Consider the following 26,094-nt stretch of genomic DNA (forward strand, 5'->3'; position numbering starts at 1 on the left):
GGTTCAGTCATGCACATACCGTTCGCCCGCTTTCACGGCAACCGGAAGTTTATTCTCGGGTGGTGGGAGGGGGCAGGCATAAGAGGGGTTATAGGCACAATATGGATTATACGCCGCGTTGAAGTCGATCACGAGCTGGTTGTTGGAGACGGCGTTTAGGTCAATATCGATATAGCGGCCGCCGCCATAGGTTTCCTGCCCCGAGGTAGCATCCTGAAACAACACGCTTAACGAATTCTGAAATTTTAGCACCAGTAACCGGCATTCTTTGCCATCCAGTGTGAAGGTGGCGTGAGCGTATTTCTCGTAGATTTCGTCGGAACCGTCCGTTAGTTTAATAACCAGTTTTTCGGCTTTGCTTTCCGGGAATGGCTCGAGCTTCGCTGATACCCGAAAACTAGGGTTAGCCTCGAAATACGAGAGCCCCTTAAATGTCGCTTTGTCGGGAATGGGCGACTCGGCGTTGGTACGCATATAGGTGTCTTTTTTCTCGCGCTCGACCTGTAATTCTGCCCGATAGATCGTCGGGTCGACCTGAACAGCAGTAGTACTTGGCTGGTCGGGGAGGGTCAACAGCCAGACGATACCGCCAAGAAGCGGAAGGACGATTAGCCAGAAGATGGGTTTTTTCAGAAATGCGGGCATAGGGCGTTCAGGAATTATGAGGCAAAAGTAAAGCGAAAAAATCCTGTTCCCGGTGTAGCCCCCCGCCCGAAAGGAGGTCTGCTGGTGCAAAAATAGTGCTCACGCCAAGGTACTGATGCGTTAGCAGGCCTTCTTCAGGTGGTTGGGCAGTATACCGGGAACAGGGGTTTTTCACTTTACTTTTGCCTCATGATTCCTTTTCTAGATCTTGGTCGCATCAACGCGCCGCATCAGGTACGGATCCGGGCGGCGGTTGAACGCGTGTTATCGTCGGGCTGGTATGTATTGGGGCCGGAAGTTAAGGCGTTTGAAACGGCTTTTGCCAGGTACGTTGGCGTTGATCACTGCATTGGCGTGGCCAATGGGCTTGAGGCGTTGACGCTGGTGCTGAAAGCCTGGTCATTTCCGGCTGGTAGTGAGGTTATTGTGCCATCGAATGCGTACATCGCGTCGGTGCTGGCTATTACGCAGGCTGGACTGACGCCGGTCTTGGTCGAGCCTGACCAACGTACCTACACCCTAGACCCAACCCGGCTGGCAGCAGCGCTGACACCCAGCACAAAGGCGATTTTGCCCGTGCACCTGTATGGTCGGGTTACCGCTATGGAACCACTGATGGCATTTGCCACGCAGCATGGTTTGCTGGTGCTGGAGGATGCCGCACAGGCACACGGAGCAACGTACCTGAACAGGCAGGCCGGAGCCTGGGGACATGCGGCGGGCTTTAGCTTCTACCCAACTAAAAACCTCGGCGCGCTGGGTGATGCCGGAGCCATCACCACCAACGATGCCGATCTGGCGGCTCAACTCCGCATGTGGCGTAACTACGGTTCGGCGCAGAAATACTACAATAACGTACCTGGCCACAACAGCCGCCTCGATGAACTACAGGCCGCAATTTTAGCCGAAAAGCTTCCGTTCCTGACCGAAGAAAATGAACGTCGTCGGCAGATAGCCCGCAGGTACGTTGCCGAACTGGCACTCCCCTCGCTGATACTGCCGCCAGCCGATGCCATTGATCAGGATGTTTGGCATCTGTTTGTGGTCCGCCATCCAGACCGTGATGCCTTTCTCGAGCACCTCCGCCAGCATGGAGTTGGTACCGACGTTCATTACCCCGTTTCGCCGCATCGGCAGGTTGCCTACGCCCATCAGTGGCCAGCCGATGCGTTCCCGATTGCCGATCAGTTGCACCGTGAGGTAGTTAGCCTGCCGTTGAATCCGACATTGACAGCGGAAGAGGTCAGCCGGGTGATTGAGGTGGTGAACGGGTTTAGATAAGGCGATCTGGTATACCGTCGAATCAATCGCGGGCTAGTCTTGTTGCCAAATCGTATATCACGCTTACTTATTCATCTTCCCATGTTTACGGGCATTGTAGAAACTACCGGCCGGGTAACCGCCATTGACGCAGAAGGTACCAATCTGACCTTTCATATTGATTCACCGCTCACCAACGAACTTAAAATTGATCAGAGTGTCAGCCACAACGGCGTTTGTCTGACGGTGGTAGGCCTCTCGGGCGATACCTACAGCGTAACGGCGGTTGATGAGACGCTGAAAAAGACTAATCTGGGCCATCTTGCTGTGGGCGATATGGTGAACCTGGAACGGTGCATGCCCGCCAACGGCCGTTTCGATGGCCACATTGTGCAGGGTCATGTTGACCAGACAGGTACGTGTGTGAGCGTGCAGGACCTGAACGGTAGCTGGCTGTATGATTTTCAGTATGATCCGGCGGTTGGGAATATTACCGTCGAGAAAGGGTCAATCTGTATTAATGGCGTGAGTCTCACCGTATTCGATTCACACGACGACGGTTTCCGCGTCACGATCATTCCGTATACCTATGAACACACGACCTTCCGCAATTTGCAACCCGGCGACGTCGTTAATCTGGAGTTCGACGTAGTGGGCAAATACATCAAAAAGATGCTGGCAACTTACAGATAGTTTACAGTTTTCTGTCTTCTGTTTTCAGTGGCGCTGCTCAGATACGAATCGTAGTGTTTGCAGCGCCACTGAAAACAGAAGACAGAAAACTGTAAACTCCTTTTAATTTTACCGCATGACGAAACTGAGTACCCGTTCCCGCACCGATCTCTACATTCATATTGGCCTTGTTGTTGCCTTCACAGTGGTGTTGGTGCTGACCTTCTTTTTTGTTTATCTGCCTTTCTCGACCAATCACGGCCAGACCATTACAGTGCCCGACCTGAAGCACATGAGTCTCGACGAACTCGAAAACTACCTTGAAGATCGCGATCTACGCTACGAGGTGAGTGACTGTACGTTCGTTGCGGGTGGTGTACCGCTAACCGTTTTCGCTCAGTATCCAACGCCGGGTTCCAATGTGAAAGAAGGGCGTAAAATATACCTCACTATCATTAAGCGTATGGCGCCAACGGTGGTCATGCCTAATCTGGTCGATCAGACTTCGCGCACCGCCGAACTGCTGTTGGGGTCGATGGGCCTGGTGATGGGCGAGCTTACCTATGAGCCGGATTTAGGCAAAAACAAGGTATTGCGGCAGTATGCCAACGGACAGGAGATTAAAGCCGGTTCGCCAATTGCCAAAGGCACGAAAGTTGATCTGGTTGTTGGCGATGGTGAAGGGAAGGTATTTTTCGCGGCTCCCGATGTAGTTGGCCTGCCGTTCGACGAAGCCGCCACCCTCATTCAGGGGTCGGGTCTGCGCGTGGGTGTGCGCGTTCCTGTTGATGATCCTGAGCAGGAGGTAGGTACAGTGACTAAACAAAAACCTAAAGCCGGTGAACGTATCCGCGTTGGGCAGACTGTAGATGTGTGGGTAGTGGGTCCAGTATCAAGCGATGTCGATGAAAGTCAGTAAGGTAGTTTTTGTAATGGTCGGCTTGCTGTGGGGGCAAATCACGCTGGGGCAGTCGTTGAAACTGCCTTTCTTCGATGACTTTTCAACATCCCGGCAGATCGCTTCACCAACACGCTGGGCGGCGGGTAGCAGTGTCTATATCAATAATACGCTGACGGTTAATCACCCGTCGGTTAACGTAGCCACTTTCGATGGCCTACGGCTGAATGGCCTTCCGTACGCGCTCAACGACGAAAATGCCGAAGGAGGCACTGATACTCTTACCTCATTGCCTATTGATCTTGGCGGGCTAACGATCAGCAATGGCGTTTACCTGAGTTTTTACTGGCAACGGCGGGGCCTGGGTGAACTGCCCGATGCTACGGACTCACTAAGCCTCGAATTTTTGGGAAGTGATCGGGTCTGGCGGAAAGTCTGGACGCAGGGCGGCGGCGTAATTGATAATAACTTCGCTTTTCAGCTGCTGCAGGTCGATAACCAGGTGTACTTTCACCCCGCTTTTCAGTTTCGTTTTCGGAGCCGGGGCCGCCAGTCAGGCATGTTCGATTCGTGGCATATCGACTACGTGTACCTGAACCGCGACCGTACTGCCACCAACCGACCGCTCCGCGACCGGGCCATGCGGCAGCCCGTGACGCCACTGCTCCGCCGATACACGGCTATGCCGCTACGGCAGTTCCTGGCTAAACCGGCGGCTGAATTGGTCGATACAGTAAGAAGTGATTTCACGAACCTGTTCACGGAGTTTATTCCGATCAACAGCGGATTCAGCATCCGTGATCGAGTCTCCGGACGCTTGTTTCAATATGATACGTTACGGAACCCCATCAATGCGTTAGGGTTATCGCGAAATCCGCTCGCATTCCGGCCAGTGCTGCCCACCGGACTATCGGACCGGGCCGTATTGCAGACCACCTTCAACCTGATCACAAAAGATCAAAGCAGTCCCGACACGCCTGGCCTGGACCTGACACTGAACGACACGCTGTCGGCCACGACGGTGCTCGATGATTATTACGCATATGACGATGGAACTGCCGAAACTGTAAAACAGGTCAATCAGCGGCTGGCGCGGGTGGCGGTGAAGTTTTCGCTCAACCAGCCCGATGCGGTGAAAGGCGTACGGATTAATATTGCGCCAACGCGCCGCGATCAGCGCGGGCAAACCATTCTGCTGGGCATATATGGCAATAATAATGGCCAGCCAACCGATCAGCCCATTTTGCAGCAGCCTTTTTCGGTGTCGTATGCTGCTCAGCGCAACGGCTTCACTGAATTCATGTTTGCTATACCGGTCAACGTACCTGACACAGTATTTTACGTGGCTTTTTCGCAACTAGACGATCCGGCTATTCCCGTTGGATTCGACCGCAACAGCCCATTCCGCGACAAACTGTTTGTGAACCTGGGTACCCGCTGGGACCGTGTAACCGATCAGGATGGCGCCTTGTTGCTGCGGCCCGTAATGAACGGCAGAACCGTAATTATCACGGCCACTGAACCGACCGTAGCCGCTCAGGTGTTTCCTAACCCAACGTCGGGGCGACTCAACTGGGCAGGTTCGCTGGCAGGGTCAGTGCAACTTGATGTGCTTGACCTGAGTGGCCGAATGGTGCAGACCATGCCCCTCTCGCCCAACCAGACCAGCACTGATCTGGGAAGCTTGCCCGACGGGTTCTACCTGCTTCGTTTCATAGACGAACAGGCCCGGCCCAGAACCACAAAATTGATTATCAGACACTAACCGCAATCCGCGCAACACTATGGATATTACCGTTCAGGAACTCCGCGAACGCCTCGAAAAAGGCGAAAAACTCAACCTTATCGACGTCCGGGAACCCAACGAATATGAAGCCGACAACATCGGCGCTACGCTCATTCCCCTCGGCGAACTCCCATACCGTATCGACGACCTCGACGGCCTGCAGGATGAAGAAGTGATCGTTCATTGCCGGTCTGGTGCCCGTTCGGCCCGCGCTCAGCAGTTTCTGGAAGAGAACGGATTCAACAACGTTCGGAACCTGGTTGGCGGCATGCTCGCCTATCGGGCGTAGTAGATACGGTCAATCGGTGTCAGGCCGTTTAAGAACGGTTCGATACCGATTGACTGATTGATGCCAAAATGCCCGCCTCGTCGTCTGGATTGATCCATTCGAACTGGTTCTGGTGACGGAACCAGGTAAGCTGCCGTTTGGCATACCGCCGTGAGTTGCGTTTGAGCACCTCAACCATCGTCTCGTAGTCATAATCGCCGTCCAGGTAAGGAAACACCTCCTTGTAACCCACCGTTTGCAGCGCAGACGTATGCCGGTAATGGGCCAGACTCTGTACTTCGTCAACCAATCCACGGGCTAGCATGGTCTCTACTCGCTGGTCGATGCGGGCGTAGAGTTCTTCCCGTGGCCGTTGCAGGGCAATCAGTTTGGTGCTGAATGGGCGCTCAATGGCGGTGCGGTGCCGAAACGAGGAATATGGTTTGCCGGTTGTGATGCTCACCTCGAGTGCCCGCATAACGCGTTGCGTGTTATTCAGGTCGGCCAGCGCCGCATAGGCAGGGTCGAGCTGGAGCAGCCGGTTCTGAAGCGGCGTAATACCTTCCAGTTCAAATTGCTGTTGTAATGCCTGGCGGAGCGCCATGTCGCCTTCCGGCATATCGTCTAATCCTTTCAGGACAGCGTTGATATACAGCCCGGTGCCGCCCGTCAGAATAACAGTATCATAGGTTGTAAACAGCGTGTTGAGCAGGGCCAGTGCCTCCCGTTCGTACTGACCGGCACTAATTGGGGCCGCCACGCTGTGCGAATCGATGAAGTAATGCGGAACGTTATCGAGATCGGCTGGCGATGGTTTGGCCGTTCCGATAGACATTTCCCGGTAGAGTTGCCGGGAGTCGGCCGAGATCACAACCGTCTGGAGCTTCTTCGCCAGTTGAACGCATAGGGTCGTTTTACCAACCGCTGTGGGGCCGGCAATAACAATGACTGTTTTACTTGCGGAGAAATTCATCAGGAAATCAAATCAACTGCTAAGCTACCGGCTTCACGCGGAAATTCAGAGGCCATTCGTTTTTTTGATTAGGCACATTTATAATGTAGATTTAATAGACTGTGAATTACTACTTGTTCTTAAGGGTTAATAGCTTGATTTTCAGTAGTATAAAGTCGATTTTGCCGCTAGTCGTACCAGGTTGATACGGTACAATTGAAAATATTAACTATTATTGATGTGAAATCAGCTTTTAGCTAATGGTTTTTTAATTAATGAATGCGTAATTTTGGAAACAACCGTTAGCTTTGCAATATCCTCTAATTACTTACTAATCAGTTGTTTGCTAACATTCAAGTTAGCAGCTGTGCAACCAAAATGAACGAGAGAATTCAACCGGAGTTGATGGCCGAAGAAGAGCGCCTTATTGTGAAGAAAGCATTGGAGGTTGTATGCGGGAAGTGGCGATTATTCATTCTGTTACACTTAGGCCAGAAGGTACGCCGCTATAGCGAGCTACGACGTTTACTCCCTGACGTTAGCGAAAAAGTACTTATTCAGGAATTAAAGACCCTGGTGCAACTGGGTGTTCTGCAGAAACAATCATACAACGAAGTTCCCCCTCGCGTTGAGTATCGCCTATCTGAGAAGGGGTTGGCTGTATTGCCTATTCTGTTGCAGATTAAAGATATAGGTCGGCATTTTCTGCCTGCCGAGTAACGTCTCTATTGACGCAAAAGACCCGCCGACATACATGTCGGCGGGTCTTTTGCGTTTAACGGTTGCTGGCTAGGCTATACCGCCCATCCAGCGCTTGAGTGGTCTGGTGAAGAGTAACATCAGTAAGCCGGCTCCTACGCCAAAATAGGCCACACTCTGAAACAGGGCGGGCATCTGTGATACGTTCTTTTCGTCGAACCCGCCGGCAAAGAGGCCGGCAATCAGGTTTCCGAGCGACGTTCCTACAAACCAGATGCCCATCAACTGACTGGCATACCGCTTAGGGGCTAGCTTCGAGAAAGCACTCAGCCCAACCGGGCTAAGGAAGAGCTCGCCCAGGGTGAAGAAGAGGTACGTGAACGTCAGGTACAGGGCTGACGTTCGCACGCCGGTAAGGGCAATTTTGGCAGCTACAACCATGATGAAATAGGCCAGACCTAATAGAACGAGACCGGTTGCCAGTTTGGCCGGGGCCGGGTAATCGATCTTCCGGTTGGCCAGAAAGACCCACAACATGGCCAGCAGCGGCGAAAAGCTCAGAATAAAGGCCGGGTTGAAGTTCTGAAACCAGCTTGATGGCAACTCCCAGCCGAAGAAGTTCAGGTTGGTGTATCGCTCGGCAAAGATTTGCAATGATGAGCCCTGCTGCTCATTACCAGCCCAGTATAAAGCCGCTGCGATGAAAAAGACAAACAGTACGGCCACCCGCTTTTTCTCTGCCGTAGTTAATCCACCAGCCAGCAGAATAAAAATAAAGTAGCCAACCGCGACCATCGAAATGATGGTGCCCATAGCCTGAGCCAGGCCAGTTGCGGTTGTCAGGTCAAGTACGCCAGTCAGTTGTAACGTACCCAGCAGGCTAACCAGAACAAAAAGAAAGGCAATCAGAGGACGGTTACCGCCCGATTTTGACACCACTTTCTCTGTCCGTTCAGGTACGTTGCCCAAATGCCCCAGGTGTTTCTGCCCCAGCGTACGGAAGGTGATCAGCCCCAGCCCCATACCAACGGCCGCCGCGCCAAATCCGTAGTGCCAGCCAACTTTCTGCCCCAGATAACCCACTGTGGTAATGCCCAGCAGCGAACCCAGGTTAATGCCCATATAGAAGATGGAGAATGCTGCATCGCGCCGGGCACCGCCTTCAGGGTATAATTCACCTACGATGGAGCTGATGTTTGGCTTAAGCAATCCGGTACCCATGGCCACGGTAGCCAGGCCAGCATAGAACAGGGCGGTACCGGCCGGAAACGCCAGAATAATATGCCCGGCCATGATGATAATACCGCCATACCAGATCGATTTTCGTTGCCCCAGAATATTGTCGGCTATCCAGCCGCCGGGCAGAGAGAGCAGGTAAACAGATGACGTATAGATACCATAGATCGCTGCGCCTTCCACTTCACTGAGGCCCATGCCCCCCCGAACATTGTCGATCAGAAACAGCAGCAGGATGGCCCGCATGCCATAATAACTGAAGCGTTCCCACATTTCGGTGAAAAAAAGAACGTAAAGGCCGGTAGAGTGGCCGGTTTTAGCAGGTGGGGCAGGGGTTGTAACGTTCATTCAGGAGAAAAAGCAGGCTATTGACCTACCGCTAACTAGATGTTTGTTGATTTTAACCCTTAAATATAACAAAGAAGCCCGTTACTGAACCTCAGCCAGGATGTAGGCCTTTAACGTACCGGGGCGAGTAGCCGGATTCAGGAACGTACCTGTCAGCTGGCTAACATGGTAATACGGGAACGTGGCCAGCCGACGTACCTGGAAGCCCTGTTTAGTCAGTGAGTCGGCGTAAACGGGCGTGGTCAGAACCTGAACGGGGCCTTGCCGGGTTACGCGCTTCAGCGTCGAGTCAGCGTATACATAGTGGGTGGGCTGTTTCGTATAATACTCGTACGACCAGGTGCTCTCGCCGTAGGTATCGCCCCCATAGAACCAGGTTGTGCGTTGCAGGTTGGGGCGGGTATTGGCATAATCGGCCGCCACCATACCCGCCTGATACTGCATAATCGACGGATACAGGAACAGATTGATCAGTCCGCCTACAATTACCATAAGCCCAACCATGCGGCCAGTCAGCGTAGCCACCGGATTGCCAAAGTGTGGCTTATAATGCCAGAACACAACGATCGTAGTGAGACCAATCAGGCAGATCCAGATCAGGCCGGAAACAAGGCGCTCGGGTTGGTAGAGCACCAGCACGCCCGTAACCAACGTACCTGCCAGCAGGGCAATTATAGTCTGGGCGATGGTCCAGCGACGTAGGCTGGTCACGGATAGTTGGCTGAGGAAATGCGCCGCCAGAACGGCATAAAACGGGAAAACGATATTGAGGTAATGCGGTAGCTGAAACCGGGATGCCGAAAACAGGATGAATAGCGAAATGCCAGCTCCCAGCGATAGGTACTCGGGCAGGGGCGGCGTGGCCGTCAGGTGCTGACGGCGAAACAACTGACTAACGGCCCTCCCGGTGGCAGCATAGACGATGAGCGCCCAGGGAAGCAAGGCCCAGAGAAGCGTATGTGTAAAGAACAACGGGTCACCACTGCCCCGAAGTGGACCGTTGTTCAGGAAACGGCCCATCTGGCTATCCCAAAAGAAAAACCGTAATCCCGACGTACCTCGTTGCCCATACACGATTTTCTCCGGGTGGGCATCGAATTGCTGGTAGAGCGCGTAGAGTTCGGGCGATACAAACAGGGCTGTGAGCACCCCCGCCACTAGCCAACGCGGATGCCAAAGTTGCTTCCACTGGCCCGTAAACGCGCAATGGGCCACCAGACCAGCGCCTACCGAGGCAACCGGCACAACCGGCCCCTTAGTCATCATGGCGCAAGCGGTCAGTAATGACCCGAGTACCAGGTGATACCACGTTCCGCCCTGCACGACCCGCATGAAGTGATAAGCCGGCCCAATAATGAATAGGGTCAGAAAGGGCTCAGCCCGCACGTCGGTGTTCGATAGAATAACATGATAGGCTGTTCCGAAAATCAGCGTAGCCACCTGCGCCACCACGATCGGGTAGTTGAGCCGGGCAAAACGGTAGGTATAGAAAAGGCTCCCGCCGAAACACAGCAAGGCGGGTAACTTGTAGGCTGCCGTTGTAACGCCCAGCATCTTCATGAACAGGACATTGAGCAGAAAGGGCAGGCGAGGCTTATCGAGCCATTCCACTTCGCAGGAATACAGGTTAATATAATCGCCGGTGAGAAACATGCGCTTAGCTACCGTGGCATACAGCCCGTTGTCGGGTTCCATGATGGGTAGGCATAGCGCGGTGAAATTTATCGCTACCACAGCCGTTAGCAGGGTGTAAAACAGGCGATTTGAAAGCGGAGCAGGGGAAATCATGCTGCAAAATTAGTCGTAGAAGTCATCAAAGTCGTTGCTGGTTGACCGTACATAATCCGGATCGCCGTTTCATACAGTTTTAACGACTATCCGGGGCTGCTCTTCTTACCTTACAACGATCCAGACTATTTTTACTCCATGCAAACTGTTAAACTCCTTATTGTCGATGACGATCCCGATGTGCTGCTGGCCGCCAAACTGCTGCTGAAGCGCCACATTGGTCAGGTCGACATCGAGAAGAACCCCGATAAGCTGCCCTTTTTACTCGGGAACACACGGTATGACGCGATACTGCTCGACATGAATTTTACCCGCGACGTAAGCTCGGGTAAGGAAGGCTTCGATTGGCTCGATCGGATTCTGGATGCCGATCCAACGGCCCGAGTGGTGCTCTTTACAGCCTATGGCGACGTGGAAATGGCCGTACGGGCTATCAAGGCCGGTGCCGTTGATTTTGTGTTGAAACCCTGGGAAAACGACAAACTCGTTGATGTTATCAAGACGGCTATTGCCGGGAAACAGGATGGCGCCGACGGGAACAACGTACCCAGAAGAGGCACGTCGGGCAGTACCGCACCAGCAGACCGGTTTATTGCACAAAGTGCCGCCATGCGCCAAATTGCCGAAACGGTTGAACGGGTAGCGCCTACCGACGCTAATATTCTGATTCTGGGTGAAAACGGAACGGGTAAAGACGTGCTGGCCCGCGAAATTCACCGGCTGTCGAACCGGCGCGAAAAACCGTTCGTCTGCGCTGACCTGGGTGCCTTGCCCGACAGCCTGTTTGAAAGCGAACTGTTTGGCCACGTACGCGGAGCCTTCACCGACGCCCGCGACGATCGGGCCGGCCGGTTTGAAGAAGCACAGGGTGGCACCATTTTTCTGGACGAAATCGGTAACGTAGGGCTGGCTCAGCAGGCTCGTTTGTTAACTGTGCTGCAACAACGACAGGTGACGCGGGTGGGCAGCAACAAACCCCGGAATGTGGATGTACGGCTGGTTTGCGCTACGAACGCCGACCTGAATGCCCGCGTTATGGATCGCTCCTTCCGGCAGGATTTGTTGTACCGCATCAACACCATCGAGCTGCACATTCCGCCGTTGCGCCAGCGCCCCGACGATATTGGCCCGTTGGCCGAGCATTTCCTGCGCATTTACCGGAAGCAGTATAACCGGCCGGTGGGGCAGATCAGCCCGGAATTGCTGAAACACCTGAAGCAGTATGCATGGCCCGGTAATGTTCGTGAACTTCAGCACGCCATTGAACGGGCCGTGATTCTGGCGCGGGGCAATAGCCTGACGCCCGACGACTTCTTCTTTGGCTCGTCGCCTTCAGCCATGCAAAACGGGAGCGGGCTACCCGGCAACGATACGTTGCAGATCGAAGATATGGAACGGCGCATGATTCAGCAGGCCATGCAAAAACACGGCGGCAACATCACCGACGTAGCCCGTGAACTGGGCCTCTCCCGCCAGGCGCTTTATCGGCGAATGGAAAAGTATGGACTTTAACAAAGTCAGTAGTCGGTAGTCGGTAGTCATAAGTCGCGCTGCAACAGCACGAGTTTATCACTATCGACTTATGACTACCGACTACCGACTTAACTAAAATGAATCGTTTTGCATGGGGTATTGGTTGGCGCATGGCATTGCTGGGAATCCTGGCGGGCACAATGGTCTATATAGGGCCAGCCAGCCGGTTCATGCCGTTACTGATCGTTACCAGTCTGCTGCTGCTTATGGCAGCGGTGAACCTGTACCAGTATGTAACGGGCATTAACCGCAAGCTGACCTACTTTCTGGAGTCGGTGCGCTATTCTGATTTTGCTATCAGTTTCAACGCTGACAGCAAGCTGGGGCCATCGTTTGCGCAACTGAACCAGCAGTTTAACGAAGTGTTGGAAGCGTTCAGGCAGGCAAGGGCCGAGAAAGAAGCCAACCTGCAATACCTGAACACTATTGTGCAGCACGTGAGCGTGGGGTTGCTCGCGTTCGACGCCGCCGGGCAGGTTGAACTGGTAAACCAGGCAGCCCTGAGGTTGCTGGACACGTACCGGCTACGCCTGCTCACTGACCTCGCCGACCAATATCCTGACCTCCCGGCCCGACTTACTGGCCCCGACCGGCAGGCGGCGTTTGCCTATACAACGGCCAGTGGTAATGATCTGGCTATTCGCACCACTGATGTTCGCCTGCGTGGGCGGCTGGTTACACTGGTTTCGTTACAAAACATTCGGTCTGAACTCCAGCAGAAAGAGGTAGATGCCTGGCAGAATTTGACCAAGGTGTTGCGCCACGAGATTATGAACTCGGTAACGCCGCTTGTGTCACTCACGGGCACGATGCAGGCCATTCTGGAACACGATATTGCAGCCAATCTGCCGCCGCTCGACAATACGCCGGGAATCGCTCCGCCAGTGTTGCCCAACGCCGCCATTGTGCATGAGGCCGTCAATGATCTGGGCGATGCGCTCAGCACCATAGCCCAGCGTGGCGAAGGGATTATGCGGTTTGTGGATGCCTACCGAAACTTCACGACCATCCCGGCCCCGCGCATGACTACGCTATCTGTACAGGCCCTGATGCAGCGCGTAGCCGGTCTGGTTCGATCCGAATTTGACAGCCGACACATTATCATGACCCTGATGCAGCCTGCCGACCAACTGGTTATTCACGCCGACGAAGCGCAGGTAGAAATGATCTTGCTGAATCTGCTGAAGAATGCTGGCGAAGCGCTGGATAAAACAAACAACCCTGCGATCCGTTTTGAGGCACTGCTGGATGGTAACCGAACAATGATTGAGGTAACAGACAATGGCCCCGGTATCGAACCCGAGGCATTGGATCAGATATTCATCCCGTTTTTTACCACCAAAAAAACAGGTTCAGGTATTGGGCTGAGCCTGTCCAGGCAGATGATGCAGCAGATGGGCGGCCAGCTTACCGTCAGCACTGAAGTGGGCCGGGGAAGCACATTTCGACTTTTATTTTAAACCTCCTGGTCCCGTATTTGTCTATACAGTAAGTAAGATGGAAACCCCCGCCGAACCATTCCATTAAAATTCTGTTATGGATTGCACAGATGGGGTAATTTGTCGAATATTGCCCTCGTTTTAAACAAGACATGAACCAGCTCGTCTACATACAGGCCACTTGCCATACGACGCCCTATCGGTTCAGGTCCGTGAGGACCCTATAACGATGTCCTGCCTACGTAGCAGGCCAATTTCGCCCCCTTTTTCTTAATTACACTTTTCACATCCATCCGGATAAAAACGTCTCCGTTTGAGGCCGCCGCCGATCGTTGAGGTCGGGCGTTCAATAAATGACGATGATCACGCAAGAAGTAGTCAACGACCAGTATATTATTCAGGTAGCCAGTGAGGTTCACCTTAATTTAGCTGACACCATCTGTAAGGAGATGGAAAACAGTGCGAAGGCCCGGGGAACCGGCATCGCCAAACGTTCACCGCTTTACCTGATGCAGAAGATGCTGGAAGGGAAAGCCATCGTTGCGCAGACACTGGGCGGCGAATGGGTCGGGTTCTGTTACATAGAAACCTGGGAGCACGGCAAGTTTGTGGCCAACTCAGGCCTGATCGTTCACCCCGACCATCGCAAGAGTGGCGTTGCTACGCACATCAAGCACAAAGCATTCGAGTTGTCACGATCACGCTATCCGGATGCCAAGATCATCGGCCTCACCACCAGCCTCCCTGTGATGAAAATCAACAGTGATCTGGGATATCAGCCCGTGACACTCAGTCAGTTGCCCGCCGACGATGCTTTCTGGAAAGGGTGCCAAACCTGCGTTAACTACGATATTCTGACTCGTACGCAACGGAAACACTGCCTATGTACCGGTATGCTGTATGACCCTGAGGAAAAGAAGGACGAAAAGAAAGCGCCCTGGAATTTCATCAAGGAATCAAAATTATATGAACGCTGGCAGCGGCTGAAAGAGCGCGTGCTGCTCCGCTTCCAGGATCGCCCTGCGCCTGCTACGAAAAAGGTAGAGCGCGAATTAGAAGCTGCTTAACAACAGATGCGCTGGTAATGCCAGCGCATTTTTTTTGCCTATACAATGGGTTGGCGACGATGAACGAACCGTTGCTTCAGGCCGAAAACGGCGTAACAGCTGATCAGAACAACCAGCACATCCACCCCGAAGCGTTCCGTTCCCTGCCAGGCATTGCCCCAGTCGCTGGCCGCTATACTTACCCCGATCATGGCAGCTGAGTGAATACTGGCCAGAGCCATCATGGCGCCCGCAATGAAACTATCCCGGTACGAAGCCACAATGATGGCACCCGCCAGCGCGCCGCCCAGCGACAGCATATATTGTTTTGTGCCCGGATTAGACAGACTTTCGATTTCGGGGTTACTAGTGAATTCGTGAACGGTAGTTGCGCCCGTTAATTGCATGAGCCAGAACGACAGGCCGGCAACGATGATCAGGGTGAGGTAGCCGAGCAGCGAATTTCGGATGCCATACAGCACCAGGTGAGCACGGCGATTGGTTATGCCCAGCGACACTTTTGCCAGCGGATCGAACCCCGGAGCGAGAACGGCCGCTGCCACAAAGCTTACTGCCTGCGGAGCTGGTTCTGAAACAAGGCCAACGGCGGCAATCATACCGCCAATACCCATAAGCGCTATATAATTGGGCGTTAGCCGCCCGTTATGGCGCAGGCCTGCCTCCATTTCTTCCCAAATAGCCTCGTCGTAATCTTTCTCAATACGATAATGATTGGACGGATCAATCAGGGACGCCAGTTCGGAGGTAGCAATAGAAAAAGGCTGGCCCTGGCAACGGGTTGCTATACACTGCAGAACGTCGTCTGTTCCCCGATTAAGTACTTGCAGGATAAGTACATCGCCCGCAGGTTTCAGCGAGGTTCCCCGTTCTACACTCAGCCCGATTACGTCGGGCATAGCCTGAAGTTGATCGATAAGTGGGCCTGTACAGCTAGGCGGAATGGAAACGTTGAAGGTTCTATGCATCGTGTTGCAAGATGAATTCGTGCATTTTCAACCTTGCCCGATGGGCAATTGTTGGTAATAGAGGCTGATAATCCGTATAAGTAGCCGATATTTGCAGGCTGATTGGCGAGTGTATTCTGTGATGGCCCATCGAAAAGGGCTGGATTAAAGTTTTTTATAAATGGCTGACAAACAAAAAGTTGTATTGGCATTTAGCGGAGGGTTAGACACCTCCTTCTGTGTAAAATACTTGACTGAAGACCGGGGCATGGACGTGTACTCGGTACTGGTTGATACAGGCGGTTTTTCGGCCGACGAACTTGCCGCTATTGAAGCGCGGGCTTACTCGCTGGGCGTTGTATCGCATGCCGTTGTATCGAAAACAGACGACTATTATCAGGAATGCCTGAAGTTTCTGGTTTTCGGTAACGTATTGAAAAACAACACGTACCCGCTCTGTGTATCGGCTGAACGCATTTTCCAGGCTATTGCAGCGGCTGAGTATGCCCGTGAAATTGGCGCATCGGCCATTGCCCACGGATCAACCGGGGCGGGGAATGATCAGGTACGTTTCGATATGGCTTTCCGGATAATTATTCCTGAAGCCGAGATCATTACGCCCATCCGTGATCTGCGATTGTCGCGCGATGCCGAGATCGAGTACCTGAAAAGCAAAGGTGTCAATCAAGAATGGCACAAAGCGGCTTATTCAATCAATAAAGGCCTGTGGGGTACGTCGGTTGGGGGCAAAGAAACGCTGACATCCAACGGGTATTTGCCTGAATCAGCCTGGCCAACGCCGGTAACTAAATCGGGTGAAGAAGTGATTACTCTCACGTTCACGCATGGCGAACTGAAAGGAATAAAGAGCGATGCGTACGGCAGCGAAACATTTGCCAATCCGGTAGGGGCTATCCAACGCCTGACCGAGCTGGCCAGCCCCTATGGTGTTGGGCGGGATATACACGTGGGCGACACGATCATTGGCATCAAAGGACGGGTTGGCTTTGAAGCACCGGCTCCGCTGATCATCATCAAGGCGCACCACACGCTGGAGAAACACGTGCTGACCAAGCATCAGTTAACGTGGAAAGAACAGCTGGGTAACTTCTACGGCACCATGCTGCACGAAGGCCAGTTTATGGACCCCGTCATGCGCAACATCGAAACGTTCCTGGCCGACACCCAGGGGCACGTAACGGGTGAGGTGCACGTGCAACTGGCTCCTTACCGGTTCACGGTACTTGGTATCGAGTCAGGCTACGATCTGATGTCGTCGACGTTTGGTTCATACGGCGAAATGAATAATGCCTGGACGGGTGATGACGTTCGTGGCTTCTCGAAAGTGGCCTCGAACCAGGTAATGATTTACGAAAAAGTTAAAGCGGGCAACTAAGTGCAAAAAGCAGTAGAATATCAGGTGCCGGGTAGCAGCCGTCGCGTATGACCAGGGTCTAGCATCCGGCATCCTATATCCTACTTTTCCATCCACTATCCATTACTAATTTGGACATCGTTTTTGATGCCAGCCTGTTAGGCATCGGCCATTTCCACCCGCAGGCCCGGACAGGCGTTAACCGAGTGGCCGAGCATCTGGTGCGTGGCCTTGCTGATTCACCCGACGTGGCGTTGTCGCTCGCTGCTCCTACGCATCTGAGCGAGACACTGCGTTGGGTTGAAGATGTCATGCCTGAATATCACCTGCCCTTTGCCAATCGCGGCGGTGAACTCCAACTGGCTGAGTGGGAGAAAAACCTGCTTCGAGGCATGAACACGCGCAGCCTGCTGTCTAAATCGCTGCGTCATGTCTTTTATAAAGGGCGGCGGGCTATCGGTCTGGATTCATCGCGCATTATGCTGGATCGGTACCCCACGAAAACCATCTATCATTCGCCATTCTTTGCCATTCCAAACTACGTTGGCAGCGACCGCAGGATACAGAAGCTTCTGACGGTCAACGACCTGATTCCAATTCACCACCCCGAATGGTTCATCTCGGGCGAGCAGGCGGTGCAACAGGCAATCCGGACGCTGTCGAGTGATGCACATGTGATAACCGTTTCAGAGGCAACCAAAGACGATTTTTGTCAATATACCGGTTTTGACCCCGGGCGCGTTACACCGATCTACCTGGCGGCTTCGCGGCGGCTGTTCTACCCGGTAACAGACAGCGACCGGCTACAGCTAACCCAGCAGCGTTATGGACTCAAAGACGAACCCTACCTGTTGAGTATCGCCACGCTCGAGCCTCGTAAAAACATTCGGCACCTGGTTCAGTGTTTTGCCATGCTGGTGGCTGAAAATGCCATTCCTGCTGAGTTTAAATTAGTGCTGGTGGGCACAAAAGGCTGGAAAATGGACGAGTGGCTCAAAGAAATAAGAGCCAGTGAACAGCTGCTTTCCCGAATCATTTTTACCGGGTACGTTCCCGACGAAGACCTGGCGGCTCTCTACAGTGGTGCAACAGCATTCTTGTTTCCATCGCTATACGAAGGGTTTGGTTTACCCCCGCTTGAGGCGATGCAGTGTGGATTACCCGTGATTACATCCAACGTATCGTCGCTGCCCGAAGTGGTAGGTGATGCGGCCATCATGGTGTCGCCTACTGATGCTGATGCCCTCTGCCAGGCGATGATCGATGTGGTTAGTTCCGACGATTTGCAGCACCAGCTTCGCGTAAAGGCACTTCAGCGGTCAAAATTATTTTCCTGGGAAAAATTTACGCGTCAGCATATCGACGTGTATCGTAATCTATCAAACTCATGACAATTCAGGCAGGCATCATTGGTGGCGCAGGCTACACAGGGGGCGAACTTCTTCGTATTCTTATCAACCATCCGTTTGTATCTATTGCCTTCATACACAGTCAGAGCCAGGCCGGAAAGCCCGTTTGGTCTACGCACACAGACCTGCTGGGCGATACCGACCTGATTTTTAGTGGCGGCGATACTCAGCCGTTTGTAGAACAGGCCGATCTGGATGTGCTGTTTCTGTGCTCGGGGCATGGGCAATCGGCGAAGTTTCTGGCCGATAACGACGTACCTGAACATGTTACGATCATTGACCTGAGCACTGATTTTCGCGACGAAACCAATGAGTTTATTTACGGTTTGCCCGAGCTACAGCGCGAACGAATTCAACAGGCCGACCGGATCGCCAACCCCGGCTGTTTTGCCACGGCCATTCAACTGACCCTGTTGCCGTTAGCCAGTGAAGGCCGGTTGCTCGATGCCATTCATGTAAGTGCCGTAACCGGCAGCACCGGAGCCGGGCAAGCCCTGGTACCCACAACCGGGTTTACCTGGCGCAACAATAACCTCTCTGTTTATAAGGCATTTACCCACCAGCACCTGGCCGAGATCAGGCAGAGCTTAACGTACCTGCAACCAGGTTTTGGCGATGCCATCCAGTTTATTCCCTACCGGGGCGATTTCACGCGGGGTATCATTGCCAATGTGTACACGCCCTTCTCAGGTACGTTGTCGGAGGCCATTCAGTTGTATCGTGACTACTATGCTGCACATCCCTTCACGCACGTAAGCGACACGCCCGTTGACCTGAAGCAGGTGGTGAATACCAACAAGGCGCTGTTGAGCCTCGAAGTTCATGATGGCCAGTTACTTATTACCAGTGTGATCGACAACCTGACGAAAGGGGCTTCAGGCCAGGCCGTACAAAATATGAACCTCGTCTTCGGCCTGCCTGAAGATGCGGGCCTGCGGCTCAAACCCGTTGCGTTTTAAAGCCGCCTTTTCAGCGTATCCGTAGCACCATGAATGATTCCCTGCGGTTTTTCTTTGGTCCACAAGCCGATTATTATACGGGTGTTGCCGAAGATCTGGATGAGGGCAAAACCCGCTTCAACGAAGGGGCTTTCTTTTTTGGTATGTTCTGGATGGCTTACCGGAAAATGTATGCCAATGCGGCCATTACGTTCACCTTTATTATGACCGAAAGCGTGCTGGAAGACTGGTTGATACCGGAGGTGAGTAAAACGTTTGTCTATTCTCTCGTATCGAACATATTGATTGCCAGTGTGATTGGTTTTGCGGGAAACCGGCTCTATATCAATTTTGCCCGTAAGCGCGTGGCGGCAATCGCTCCGAATGTTGATGTGCCTACTGACTCTGAGGTGATTGCCCGGCTACGGAAACAGGGAGGGGTTAGCTGGCGGGGTCCGCTGGTGGTGCTGGTGGCATTTCTTGTTCTGGTCACTGGCATGTTCTACCTGACAATGTGATGCTGGAAAGCGCCGCTGAAGTTGGCTATTGGCTGGCGGCTTAGTCGCGGAAACGGGCACCCGGGCCTGGTGATGGTATATTTGCTTTAAAATCAGATTGAATGAAACGTATTGTTGGTGGCTTTTTATTGATGGCAATAAGCCTGTTGGTCTACTGGGCGTTCAGGCTATTTAACTGGCAACTTTCGCCGTTGGTTATTTGGGTATGGCTGGCTGGCGCTTTGTTGGTTAGCCTGGTCTATATGGCGTTGCAGGCCAGTTATCGGTGGGGTAAATGGGGCGAACTGGCCCGGAAGGTGTTCCTGATTGCCCTGGTGGTACGAGTAGCCGTGGTGGTGGCCTCACCACTAGCCGATAAGTTTGTGGATGTCTGCGTGTATATGGACGCCGGGCAATTAACCTCGCATGGCATCAACCCGTATGATTACTCCGATGCGCCTGAACTACGTCACAACTGGCGAACCGACGACTACGGATTCACGTACCTGACCGTTTCGACCCAGAAAGACTGGGACTTTTACGCTGGTTCAAACCTTCCGCTGGCAGAATTGCTTTTCGGGCTATGGGAAACAACAGTCCATCATGTGTGGGCGTATCGGTTTGGTTTTGCCTTCCTGGATGCCCTGCTGAGTGCCTTCGTCTTTCTGTTTGTTGTCAAATTATGGCAAGGCACAAAACCGGATGTGCCGACCTGGAAAGAACTGGTCTGGTGTGTGGTGAAACCCAGCCAGCCGTTGTTCTACGCGATCTGGTTAGGAGCGCTCTCACCCGTATTGCTTAAGTCAGGTACGTTAATCAGCGAGCCGAAGGGCACTTGCCTGTTGCTGCTTGTGGCGGCTTTTCTGGCTTTATATAGTGCCTCGCGTTGGTGGGCGGCCATACTTGTTGGTCTGTCTGTAGCGTTCATGGGCCTTGGCGCTTTTTTCGCGCCTATACTCGGCTGGCGAACACTCACCGGCTCCGCTTATTTTCCGGCCAGCTTATCCCGTTTTACCAACTGGACCTATTTTCGGGAAACGATCCTGATCGTTGCTGTTGTGGTCGGTTCAGCCCTGGTCTGGTTTGTTCCTTACCTGCCCGAAGTAATCAATATGGGTGCAGAGCGTACCGCACGTAGCACAGGTATGATCAATCATGCCTCTATGTGGCGTAGTTTAAACGATCTGATCCCGGGCCAGATACATACCGTCCGATTAGTGTATGGCGGCTTTTTTGCGCTGACAGTGCTGGCCGGGTTTCTGTTGAAGCGGTTGAGTATTGAAACCGTGTGTGCAGGCGGTGCGCTGTTCTTCCTGAACATCATCGTTACAGAAGGCAGCCTCGACCGGGTTAACGTCAGCTTGCTGATGGCCCTGTTGCTGATCGGGCGCGAAGACGTCAGAGCGGCACGGCACCTGGCAATTATCTACCTGTTCACCGGTATTCTGGCCTTATTGGCCTCTGTTCTTTTCTGGGTGCTGCTGCATGCGGGTATAATGACCGAGAAGTATTCATTTGCCTACGTAGATGGCATGTTATGCTTCCTGTTTGTCAACTACTACCTCTACTGGATGGTAAAGCAACTTATAGTTGTTCATCCCCATCCGGTAGGTATGCCGGGCGCGGTTGGTTAACAGGCAGTTATACCCCGGTGCTACTCACTCGCTGACGGCGCATCAAGGCCGATTCGTAGGCGCTGAGTAATTGATCGGCCAGTATGGGTAAGTCGTATCGTTGCCGAACCAGCGCCTGTCCGATAGTTCGGATCTGTTCCCGATAAGCTGCCTCATTGAGCACCTGTTCGAGGCTGTTCAGTACGCTCTCAACTGTGAGTTCCGTAAGGCAGGCAGCGCCCGTTTCCCGAATAACATCACCAAACCCAACCCGGTCTGATACGATGGTGGCGACTCCTGAGGCCATGGCTTCTAAAACCGCTATCGAAAAACCTTCAGAGTAGGAGGGGAGTATAAAGGCAGTGGCATCGGCAAGAGCGGCTTTTTTATCGTTGCCCGTTAACATACCAACAAGCTTAATGCGATCGGCCAGGTTATGCTCCCGAATAAACGCTTCTGCTGTTGCCTGGTACCCATCATCGGGGCCAGCCAGTACCAACAGGCCATCGGCATGGCGTTGGGTATATTGCTGAAAGGCAGGTAGGAGCAGATCGAGCCCCTTCTTGATGTTCAGCCGACTCATGAACAGAATCAGCGGTTGCGTAGGCGAAATGCCATGCTGGTTGCGGAACGTACCTGGCGCCGGCAACGTCTCAAAATCAGCCATCGGTATTCCATTAGGGATAATCACGACGTTCGGATGCTGACGCCCCAGGTAGCGCAGCAAATCGTCGCGCTCATCGGCGTTGTAGAGATGGATCAGGTCGGCCCGGTTTAGCAGGCGTTTCTGCATCACGATCGACAGCAGTTTCTTTTTCCAGTAACTGTGCCTGACCGCCCATTTATCAAGCAACCCATGCAGGGTAACCACCTTGGTAACGGATTTATCGAGCAGGAAAGGGGCCAGACTGCCGAAATGCCAGATGCCGTGACAGTGGATAATGTCGTATTCGTGAATGTGCGCTTTCAGATACTGGTAAAGGGGGACCGAATATTCCCGGAAAACACGGCTTATCGGGGGCGTACGTAACACCGGAATAACCCGCACACCGTCGGGAGCCGGATACAGTGCATCGCCAGGCGACATTGGGCTGAGAATGTCGACCTGATGGCCGCGCTCAACCGCTGCACCCGCATGATCATAAATGACACGGGCAGGGCCGCCAATAGACCAGGTATATGCACAGATATTCAGGATTCTCATGGTGGTGGGGCAACTACTTTTACGATTGCGATAAGTGAGTTAGCGCGTCATACATGGCTTTTCCGACGGCATCGGGGTTAAACACGTCGACGAGTTGGGCAGACCGAAGCCCCATCGCGGCTCGTTCGGCCCCAGACATGGCAAAGAAACGACCAATTTTATCGGAAAGCTGCCGGGGCTGATTCGGATCGAACCGATAGCCGTTCTGCCCTTCCTGCACCAGGTCTGCAACGCAGCCGCAGCGGTCTGATACCAGCACGGGCAACCCGCAGGCCATCGCCTCATTAACCACCAGCCCCCACGGTTCTAATTGGCTGGGCAACACAAATACATCGGCCAGGGTCAGAAAGCGCGGTACTTCCTGCCAGTTACAGCCGGGTAAAAAAGAAATCCGGTTGGCGATACCCAACGTACCTGCCTGTTGCTGAAGGGCGGTTTTCTGGTCGCCCTCCCCCAACAGAATCAGCCCCCAGTTGGCCGACGGGTTTGCCCGGCATGCTTCAGCAAATGCATCAATCAGGGCTGCCAGGTTTTTTATAGCCAGTAACCGCCCCACATACATCAGGTTGTTTGGGGGCAACTGAAGCGTTTGCTGCACAGCCTGCCGGGTAGGCAAGGCTTCGTCATATACTTCTCGCAGGAATGCGTTGTCTACCACTGCATTGTTCCGTACCAGAATCTGTTCGGGCATGGCGCCCAGTTGAACCAGGTAATCGGCGGCACGGGTGCCAAAACAGAAAAAACCGTCGCACATACGGACGAAAGCCCGCTTTATCTGCTCGCGCCAGCCTGTGCGCGGGCTGTCAAGCGCCGTTGATTCGTTTTGCAGGATAACCCGGCAACCCCTGATCTTCAATACGATACCAAGCAAGAGTTGAGCCGGGTCATAATAGCCCGTTAGCAGCAGCACATCCGGCTTGAACGCCAGCCCGTGTGTCAGTAATCCGCTGATACGACGAGGCAACGATACGGATTCGAGCGCCCCGTTGTGCAGCAACCTGAACGGATACCCTACGGTTGATGCGTCAGGTACGCCAAGCCCCTCCCGGTGGCTTTCTGTGAGCGCAATCTGGAGAACGAGCAGGTCATCATCCGCCGTAAGTTGATCGGCTATCTTCTTGAACAGTAAGGACTTGTAGTGGGCCCATAACGTATTATGCACAATCAGCAACCGCATAGCTCTCTGGTCATTAAGCCGGTACGGCGGCTTCTACGGGTAGTGGGGTTGGTTGAGCAACGTACCCACGGCTCAACTCGGGTGCGTAGTAAACGCCCAGGAATCGCAGGTAAAAGCAGAGCGGGTGTAGCACTGCCATCTCGTAGGGTCGCCCCCCGGTAAATTGGCCAACCAGCCCAAACAGAAATAAATAAGCGGCAAATGTTTCAATGTCAGTGTGCCCTCCTTTATAAGCCACCTTCAGTGATTCTTTCCCGAGTTGATAAATGACATGGCCGTACATTAAAAAGCCGAACAGTCCCTGATTGATAAGCGCCTCCAGCACGGGAATATCCAGGAAGAAGAATTTATAACCGTAGCCCATAATTAACCCCAGCGGATTACCAATAACCGCGTAAGTCGTGTAGGTCCAGCTCATAACCCGGTTGACAGACGAACCATCCAGCTCGGCCAGGTCGCCTTTGGCTGTTTCTGCGCCCAATAAAGCCAGAATATTCTCGCTGAACCGCCCAAAAATCATATCACCGTAGAGGTAGATAATATCCCAGATTTCGGGCTTCAGGATGATCAGCACAAAGAAGCCTACGAACGGCATGGCCGCTACAATCAGCGAAAGTGGGCTAAAGATTATTCTGAACACCTGCTTGGGCGTCATAGTCCGTGCCTGAATGACCAGGTGCATGACAGCCAGCAAGGTAGTAGACAGGATCGCCGATTTACTGAACGTCAACATCAAAATGATAATGTTGAAGATGGCCAGCGAGATACCAATAATTTTGATGATGAACGATTGCTTTGCGCGGTTGGCCCACATCAGGCAGGCCAATAAACCGATCTGGGCATTACGCGAAAAAACGTGCGGATTTCCTGATTTTTCGCCCGGCATACCGAATTGAATAGCTGCCCGCTGGCCCAAATGCCAGTCTGGATCGGTGATCAGCGAGTACACTAACCCTATGTTTGAGACCAATGTGAAAAGCACGGCCACAATGACAATCTGCTCCGTGATCTCGTTGGGTACGTTGACCAGCAGGAACAGGAAAAGAAGCACGAAGAAGTAAAAGATCAGATCTCGTCCCCGGTCGCCAATGGCCACTTCATTGAACATGAACGAGTAAATTATACTCATGACAATAAAGCCTACCAGTGCATTGAGAACAGGCATGTTAGGCGTGTAGTACTTCTTGAGAGCCGTACTCGGAATCATAAGTGCCATTCCCAGCAGTAGAAAACCGGCGGTGAAGTTGGCACTACCGGGCGCCACCTGAAGTGTCTCCTTTATAAAGAAAATGAGAGGATAGCCATCCAGCACCATCATAATCCCAACACACAGCCGAATCATGGCCCACTTGTGCATGAACTTACCCATTGAATTTACGTAGAGTTAATCGGTGATACATGTAACTAAATTGACCGCGAACTAAAAACCAGAGGAGTTTACGCATCCGACTGTAGCGCCGCCAGAGGTTGCCGCTAAATTGGCTGTTGAGCTGTGGTTCATACCGTTCACTAACCTGTTTATGCTCAATGAGCCCTACAGAGGTAGCGATCTGCGACGATTTAGCGTCGGGCTGAATCCGGAACCCTCCCCAGAAGCCGGGTACCTGTTTGAACCGTACACCTGACCGAACGCCGAGCCGCGTCACTATCTCGTAGTCCATGACAAATCGGAGTGACTCATCAAGCCAGCCGGTTTCGGCCAGCAATGACCGGCGGATAAACAGCGACTGATTGAATATCTGCATGCCTTCGTGGATCTGGCAACCCGCGCTAAACGAAGGTACGCGCAGTTCTTCCAGAATAACGTCCTGTTCGTTGATGATGTACATATCACCATAAAAAACATCGGTTTCGGGTGCTTTTTGCCAGGCTTCGGCAACGCGCCAGAGGGCATCGGGGGCAAAGATGTCGTCGGAGTTCTGATAGGCAACGTAGTCGCCGGTGGCGCGGCGGAATCCTTTGTTAATGGCGTCAGTCTGGCCGTTGTCTTTCTCCATTACCCAGCCCGTCAGGTAGTCGGTGTACTTTTCCAGTATCGCCCGTGTTCCATCTGTTGAGCCACCATCAATCACAAAATACTCCAGGTTTGGGTATTGCTGGTTTATAACGCTGAGGATAGTGCGTTCAAGAAAATCTGCCTGATTGTAGGAAGGCGTAACGATCGTCAATTTAGGCAACTTACCCGGTTCCAATGTGCTTTCCAGGGAATTGCCTGATGCCAACGTACCCGACAGCTTACCGGAGTTGGCAGACTGCGGTGCTTCGGTTACAAACTCATGGAGCGATTGGCGATGTCTCTCGCTGGACGATGGAATAGGCACAGGATTACAGTAAATCGGTCAAGTG

General features: G+C 53.0%; 23 protein-coding genes. 14 read left to right on the forward strand and 9 right to left on the reverse strand.

All coding sequences use genetic code 11. The features are described from left to right. Positions 1-3: 3 nt before the first annotated feature. Positions 4-645, reverse strand: coding sequence for a DUF1684 domain-containing protein (locus J2I46_RS27655; RefSeq protein WP_207332342.1), 642 nt, complete (start codon positions 643-645; stop codon positions 4-6). A 189-nt stretch (positions 646-834) separates the two neighbouring features. Between J2I46_RS27655 and J2I46_RS27660 the strand changes: the two genes are divergently transcribed. From J2I46_RS27660 to J2I46_RS27680, 5 genes are all read left to right on the forward strand, one after another. Beyond that, entirely contained in the window at positions 835-1,926 is a 1,092-nt protein-coding gene (locus J2I46_RS27660) for a DegT/DnrJ/EryC1/StrS family aminotransferase (RefSeq protein WP_207332343.1), read from the forward strand. An 81-nt stretch (positions 1,927-2,007) separates the two neighbouring features. Beyond that, the gene (locus J2I46_RS27665) at positions 2,008-2,598 is read left to right on the forward strand and encodes a riboflavin synthase (RefSeq protein ID WP_207332344.1); all 591 of its coding nucleotides are present in this window, start codon (positions 2,008-2,010) and stop codon (positions 2,596-2,598) included. A gap of 115 nt (positions 2,599-2,713) precedes the next feature. After that, positions 2,714-3,496 (forward strand): PASTA domain-containing protein, encoded by a 783-nt coding sequence (locus tag J2I46_RS27670; protein ID WP_207332345.1) that lies wholly within the window; start codon positions 2,714-2,716, stop codon positions 3,494-3,496. Next, entirely contained in the window at positions 3,483-5,240 is a 1,758-nt protein-coding gene (locus tag J2I46_RS27675; protein WP_207332346.1) for a T9SS type A sorting domain-containing protein, read from the forward strand. Before J2I46_RS27670 ends, J2I46_RS27675 begins: the two co-directional genes overlap by 14 nt. A 19-nt stretch (positions 5,241-5,259) precedes the next feature. Beyond that, positions 5,260-5,550 carry a rhodanese-like domain-containing protein gene (locus J2I46_RS27680; RefSeq protein WP_207332347.1) on the forward strand — a complete coding sequence of 97 codons (291 nt, stop codon included), beginning with the start codon at positions 5,260-5,262 and terminating at the stop codon, positions 5,548-5,550. A gap of 28 nt (positions 5,551-5,578) precedes the next feature. Here the strand turns inward: J2I46_RS27680 and miaA are convergent, their stop codons facing one another. After that, positions 5,579-6,502, reverse strand: coding sequence for a tRNA (adenosine(37)-N6)-dimethylallyltransferase MiaA (gene miaA / locus J2I46_RS27685; RefSeq protein ID WP_207332348.1), 924 nt, complete (start codon positions 6,500-6,502; stop codon positions 5,579-5,581). 357 nt (positions 6,503-6,859) lie between these two features. On the opposite strand from miaA, the gene J2I46_RS27690 reads away from it, so the two are divergent. Further along, a complete protein-coding gene (locus tag J2I46_RS27690) occupies positions 6,860-7,201 on the forward strand; it encodes a winged helix-turn-helix transcriptional regulator (protein ID WP_207332349.1) in 342 nt (113 codons plus the stop codon). Positions 7,202-7,270: 69 nt separating this feature from the next. Here J2I46_RS27690 and J2I46_RS27695 read toward each other — a convergent pair whose 3' ends face one another. Both J2I46_RS27695 and J2I46_RS27700 read right to left on the reverse strand, forming a co-directional pair. Further along, entirely contained in the window at positions 7,271-8,764 is a 1,494-nt protein-coding gene (locus J2I46_RS27695; protein WP_207332350.1) for a peptide MFS transporter, read from the reverse strand. Positions 8,765-8,845: 81 nt separating this feature from the next. Further along, the gene (locus tag J2I46_RS27700) at positions 8,846-10,552 is read right to left on the reverse strand and encodes an ArnT family glycosyltransferase (protein WP_207332351.1); all 1,707 of its coding nucleotides are present in this window, start codon (positions 10,550-10,552) and stop codon (positions 8,846-8,848) included. Positions 10,553-10,690: 138 nt separating this feature from the next. Between J2I46_RS27700 and J2I46_RS27705 the strand changes: the two genes are divergently transcribed. The 3 genes from J2I46_RS27705 to J2I46_RS27715 all read left to right on the forward strand — a co-directional run bounded on the left by J2I46_RS27705 (position 10,691) and on the right by J2I46_RS27715 (position 14,591). After that, a complete protein-coding gene (locus J2I46_RS27705) occupies positions 10,691-12,064 on the forward strand; it encodes a sigma-54-dependent transcriptional regulator (protein WP_207332352.1) in 1,374 nt (457 codons plus the stop codon). 98 nt (positions 12,065-12,162) lie between these two features. Then, positions 12,163-13,545 carry a sensor histidine kinase gene (locus J2I46_RS27710; protein ID WP_207332353.1) on the forward strand — a complete coding sequence of 461 codons (1,383 nt, stop codon included), beginning with the start codon at positions 12,163-12,165 and terminating at the stop codon, positions 13,543-13,545. A 338-nt stretch (positions 13,546-13,883) separates the two neighbouring features. After that, positions 13,884-14,591: a GNAT family N-acetyltransferase gene (locus tag J2I46_RS27715; RefSeq protein ID WP_207332354.1), complete on the forward strand. Its 708-nt coding sequence runs from the start codon at positions 13,884-13,886 to the stop codon at positions 14,589-14,591. 38 nt (positions 14,592-14,629) lie between these two features. On the opposite strand, the gene J2I46_RS27720 is transcribed toward J2I46_RS27715, so the two are convergent. Beyond that, positions 14,630-15,556 (reverse strand): DUF389 domain-containing protein, encoded by a 927-nt coding sequence (locus J2I46_RS27720; RefSeq protein WP_207332355.1) that lies wholly within the window; start codon positions 15,554-15,556, stop codon positions 14,630-14,632. A 160-nt stretch (positions 15,557-15,716) separates the two neighbouring features. Between J2I46_RS27720 and J2I46_RS27725 the strand changes: the two genes are divergently transcribed. The 5 genes from J2I46_RS27725 to J2I46_RS27745 all read left to right on the forward strand — a co-directional run bounded on the left by J2I46_RS27725 (position 15,717) and on the right by J2I46_RS27745 (position 21,388). Further along, entirely contained in the window at positions 15,717-16,931 is a 1,215-nt protein-coding gene (locus J2I46_RS27725) for an argininosuccinate synthase (protein WP_207332356.1), read from the forward strand. Positions 16,932-17,041: 110 nt separating this feature from the next. After that, positions 17,042-18,301: a glycosyltransferase family 4 protein gene (locus J2I46_RS27730; RefSeq protein WP_207332357.1), complete on the forward strand. Its 1,260-nt coding sequence runs from the start codon at positions 17,042-17,044 to the stop codon at positions 18,299-18,301. Next, the gene (argC, locus tag J2I46_RS27735) at positions 18,298-19,278 is read left to right on the forward strand and encodes an N-acetyl-gamma-glutamyl-phosphate reductase (RefSeq protein ID WP_207332358.1); all 981 of its coding nucleotides are present in this window, start codon (positions 18,298-18,300) and stop codon (positions 19,276-19,278) included. Before J2I46_RS27730 ends, argC begins: the two co-directional genes overlap by 4 nt. Before the next feature lie 29 nt (positions 19,279-19,307). Continuing rightward, positions 19,308-19,775 carry a DUF2628 domain-containing protein gene (locus J2I46_RS27740; RefSeq protein WP_207332359.1) on the forward strand — a complete coding sequence of 156 codons (468 nt, stop codon included), beginning with the start codon at positions 19,308-19,310 and terminating at the stop codon, positions 19,773-19,775. A 101-nt stretch (positions 19,776-19,876) separates the two neighbouring features. Next, on the forward strand, positions 19,877-21,388 hold the full coding sequence (locus tag J2I46_RS27745) for a hypothetical protein (protein ID WP_207332360.1): 1,512 nt from the start codon (positions 19,877-19,879) through the stop codon (positions 21,386-21,388). Positions 21,389-21,395: 7 nt separating this feature from the next. Here J2I46_RS27745 and J2I46_RS27750 read toward each other — a convergent pair whose 3' ends face one another. From J2I46_RS27750 to J2I46_RS27765, 4 genes are read right to left on the reverse strand one after another with little or no spacing between them, the layout of a single operon-like run. Then, a complete protein-coding gene (locus tag J2I46_RS27750; RefSeq protein WP_207332361.1) occupies positions 21,396-22,571 on the reverse strand; it encodes a glycosyltransferase in 1,176 nt (391 codons plus the stop codon). Between the two features lie 19 nt (positions 22,572-22,590). Further along, entirely contained in the window at positions 22,591-23,748 is a 1,158-nt protein-coding gene (locus tag J2I46_RS27755; RefSeq protein ID WP_207332362.1) for a glycosyltransferase family 4 protein, read from the reverse strand. Between the two features lie 13 nt (positions 23,749-23,761). After that, positions 23,762-25,117, reverse strand: coding sequence for a hypothetical protein (locus tag J2I46_RS27760; protein ID WP_207332363.1), 1,356 nt, complete (start codon positions 25,115-25,117; stop codon positions 23,762-23,764). Continuing rightward, positions 25,110-26,069, reverse strand: a complete 960-nt coding sequence (locus tag J2I46_RS27765; RefSeq protein WP_310589091.1) for a glycosyltransferase family 2 protein — start codon at positions 26,067-26,069, stop codon at positions 25,110-25,112. The genes J2I46_RS27760 and J2I46_RS27765 overlap by 8 nt, the downstream gene beginning before the upstream one ends. Between the last annotated feature and the right edge of the window lie 25 nt (positions 26,070-26,094).

Origin of the sequence: Fibrella forsythiae (assembly GCF_017353175.1) — a bacterium.
Classification (GTDB): Bacteria; Bacteroidota; Bacteroidia; order Cytophagales; family Spirosomataceae; genus Fibrella; species Fibrella forsythiae.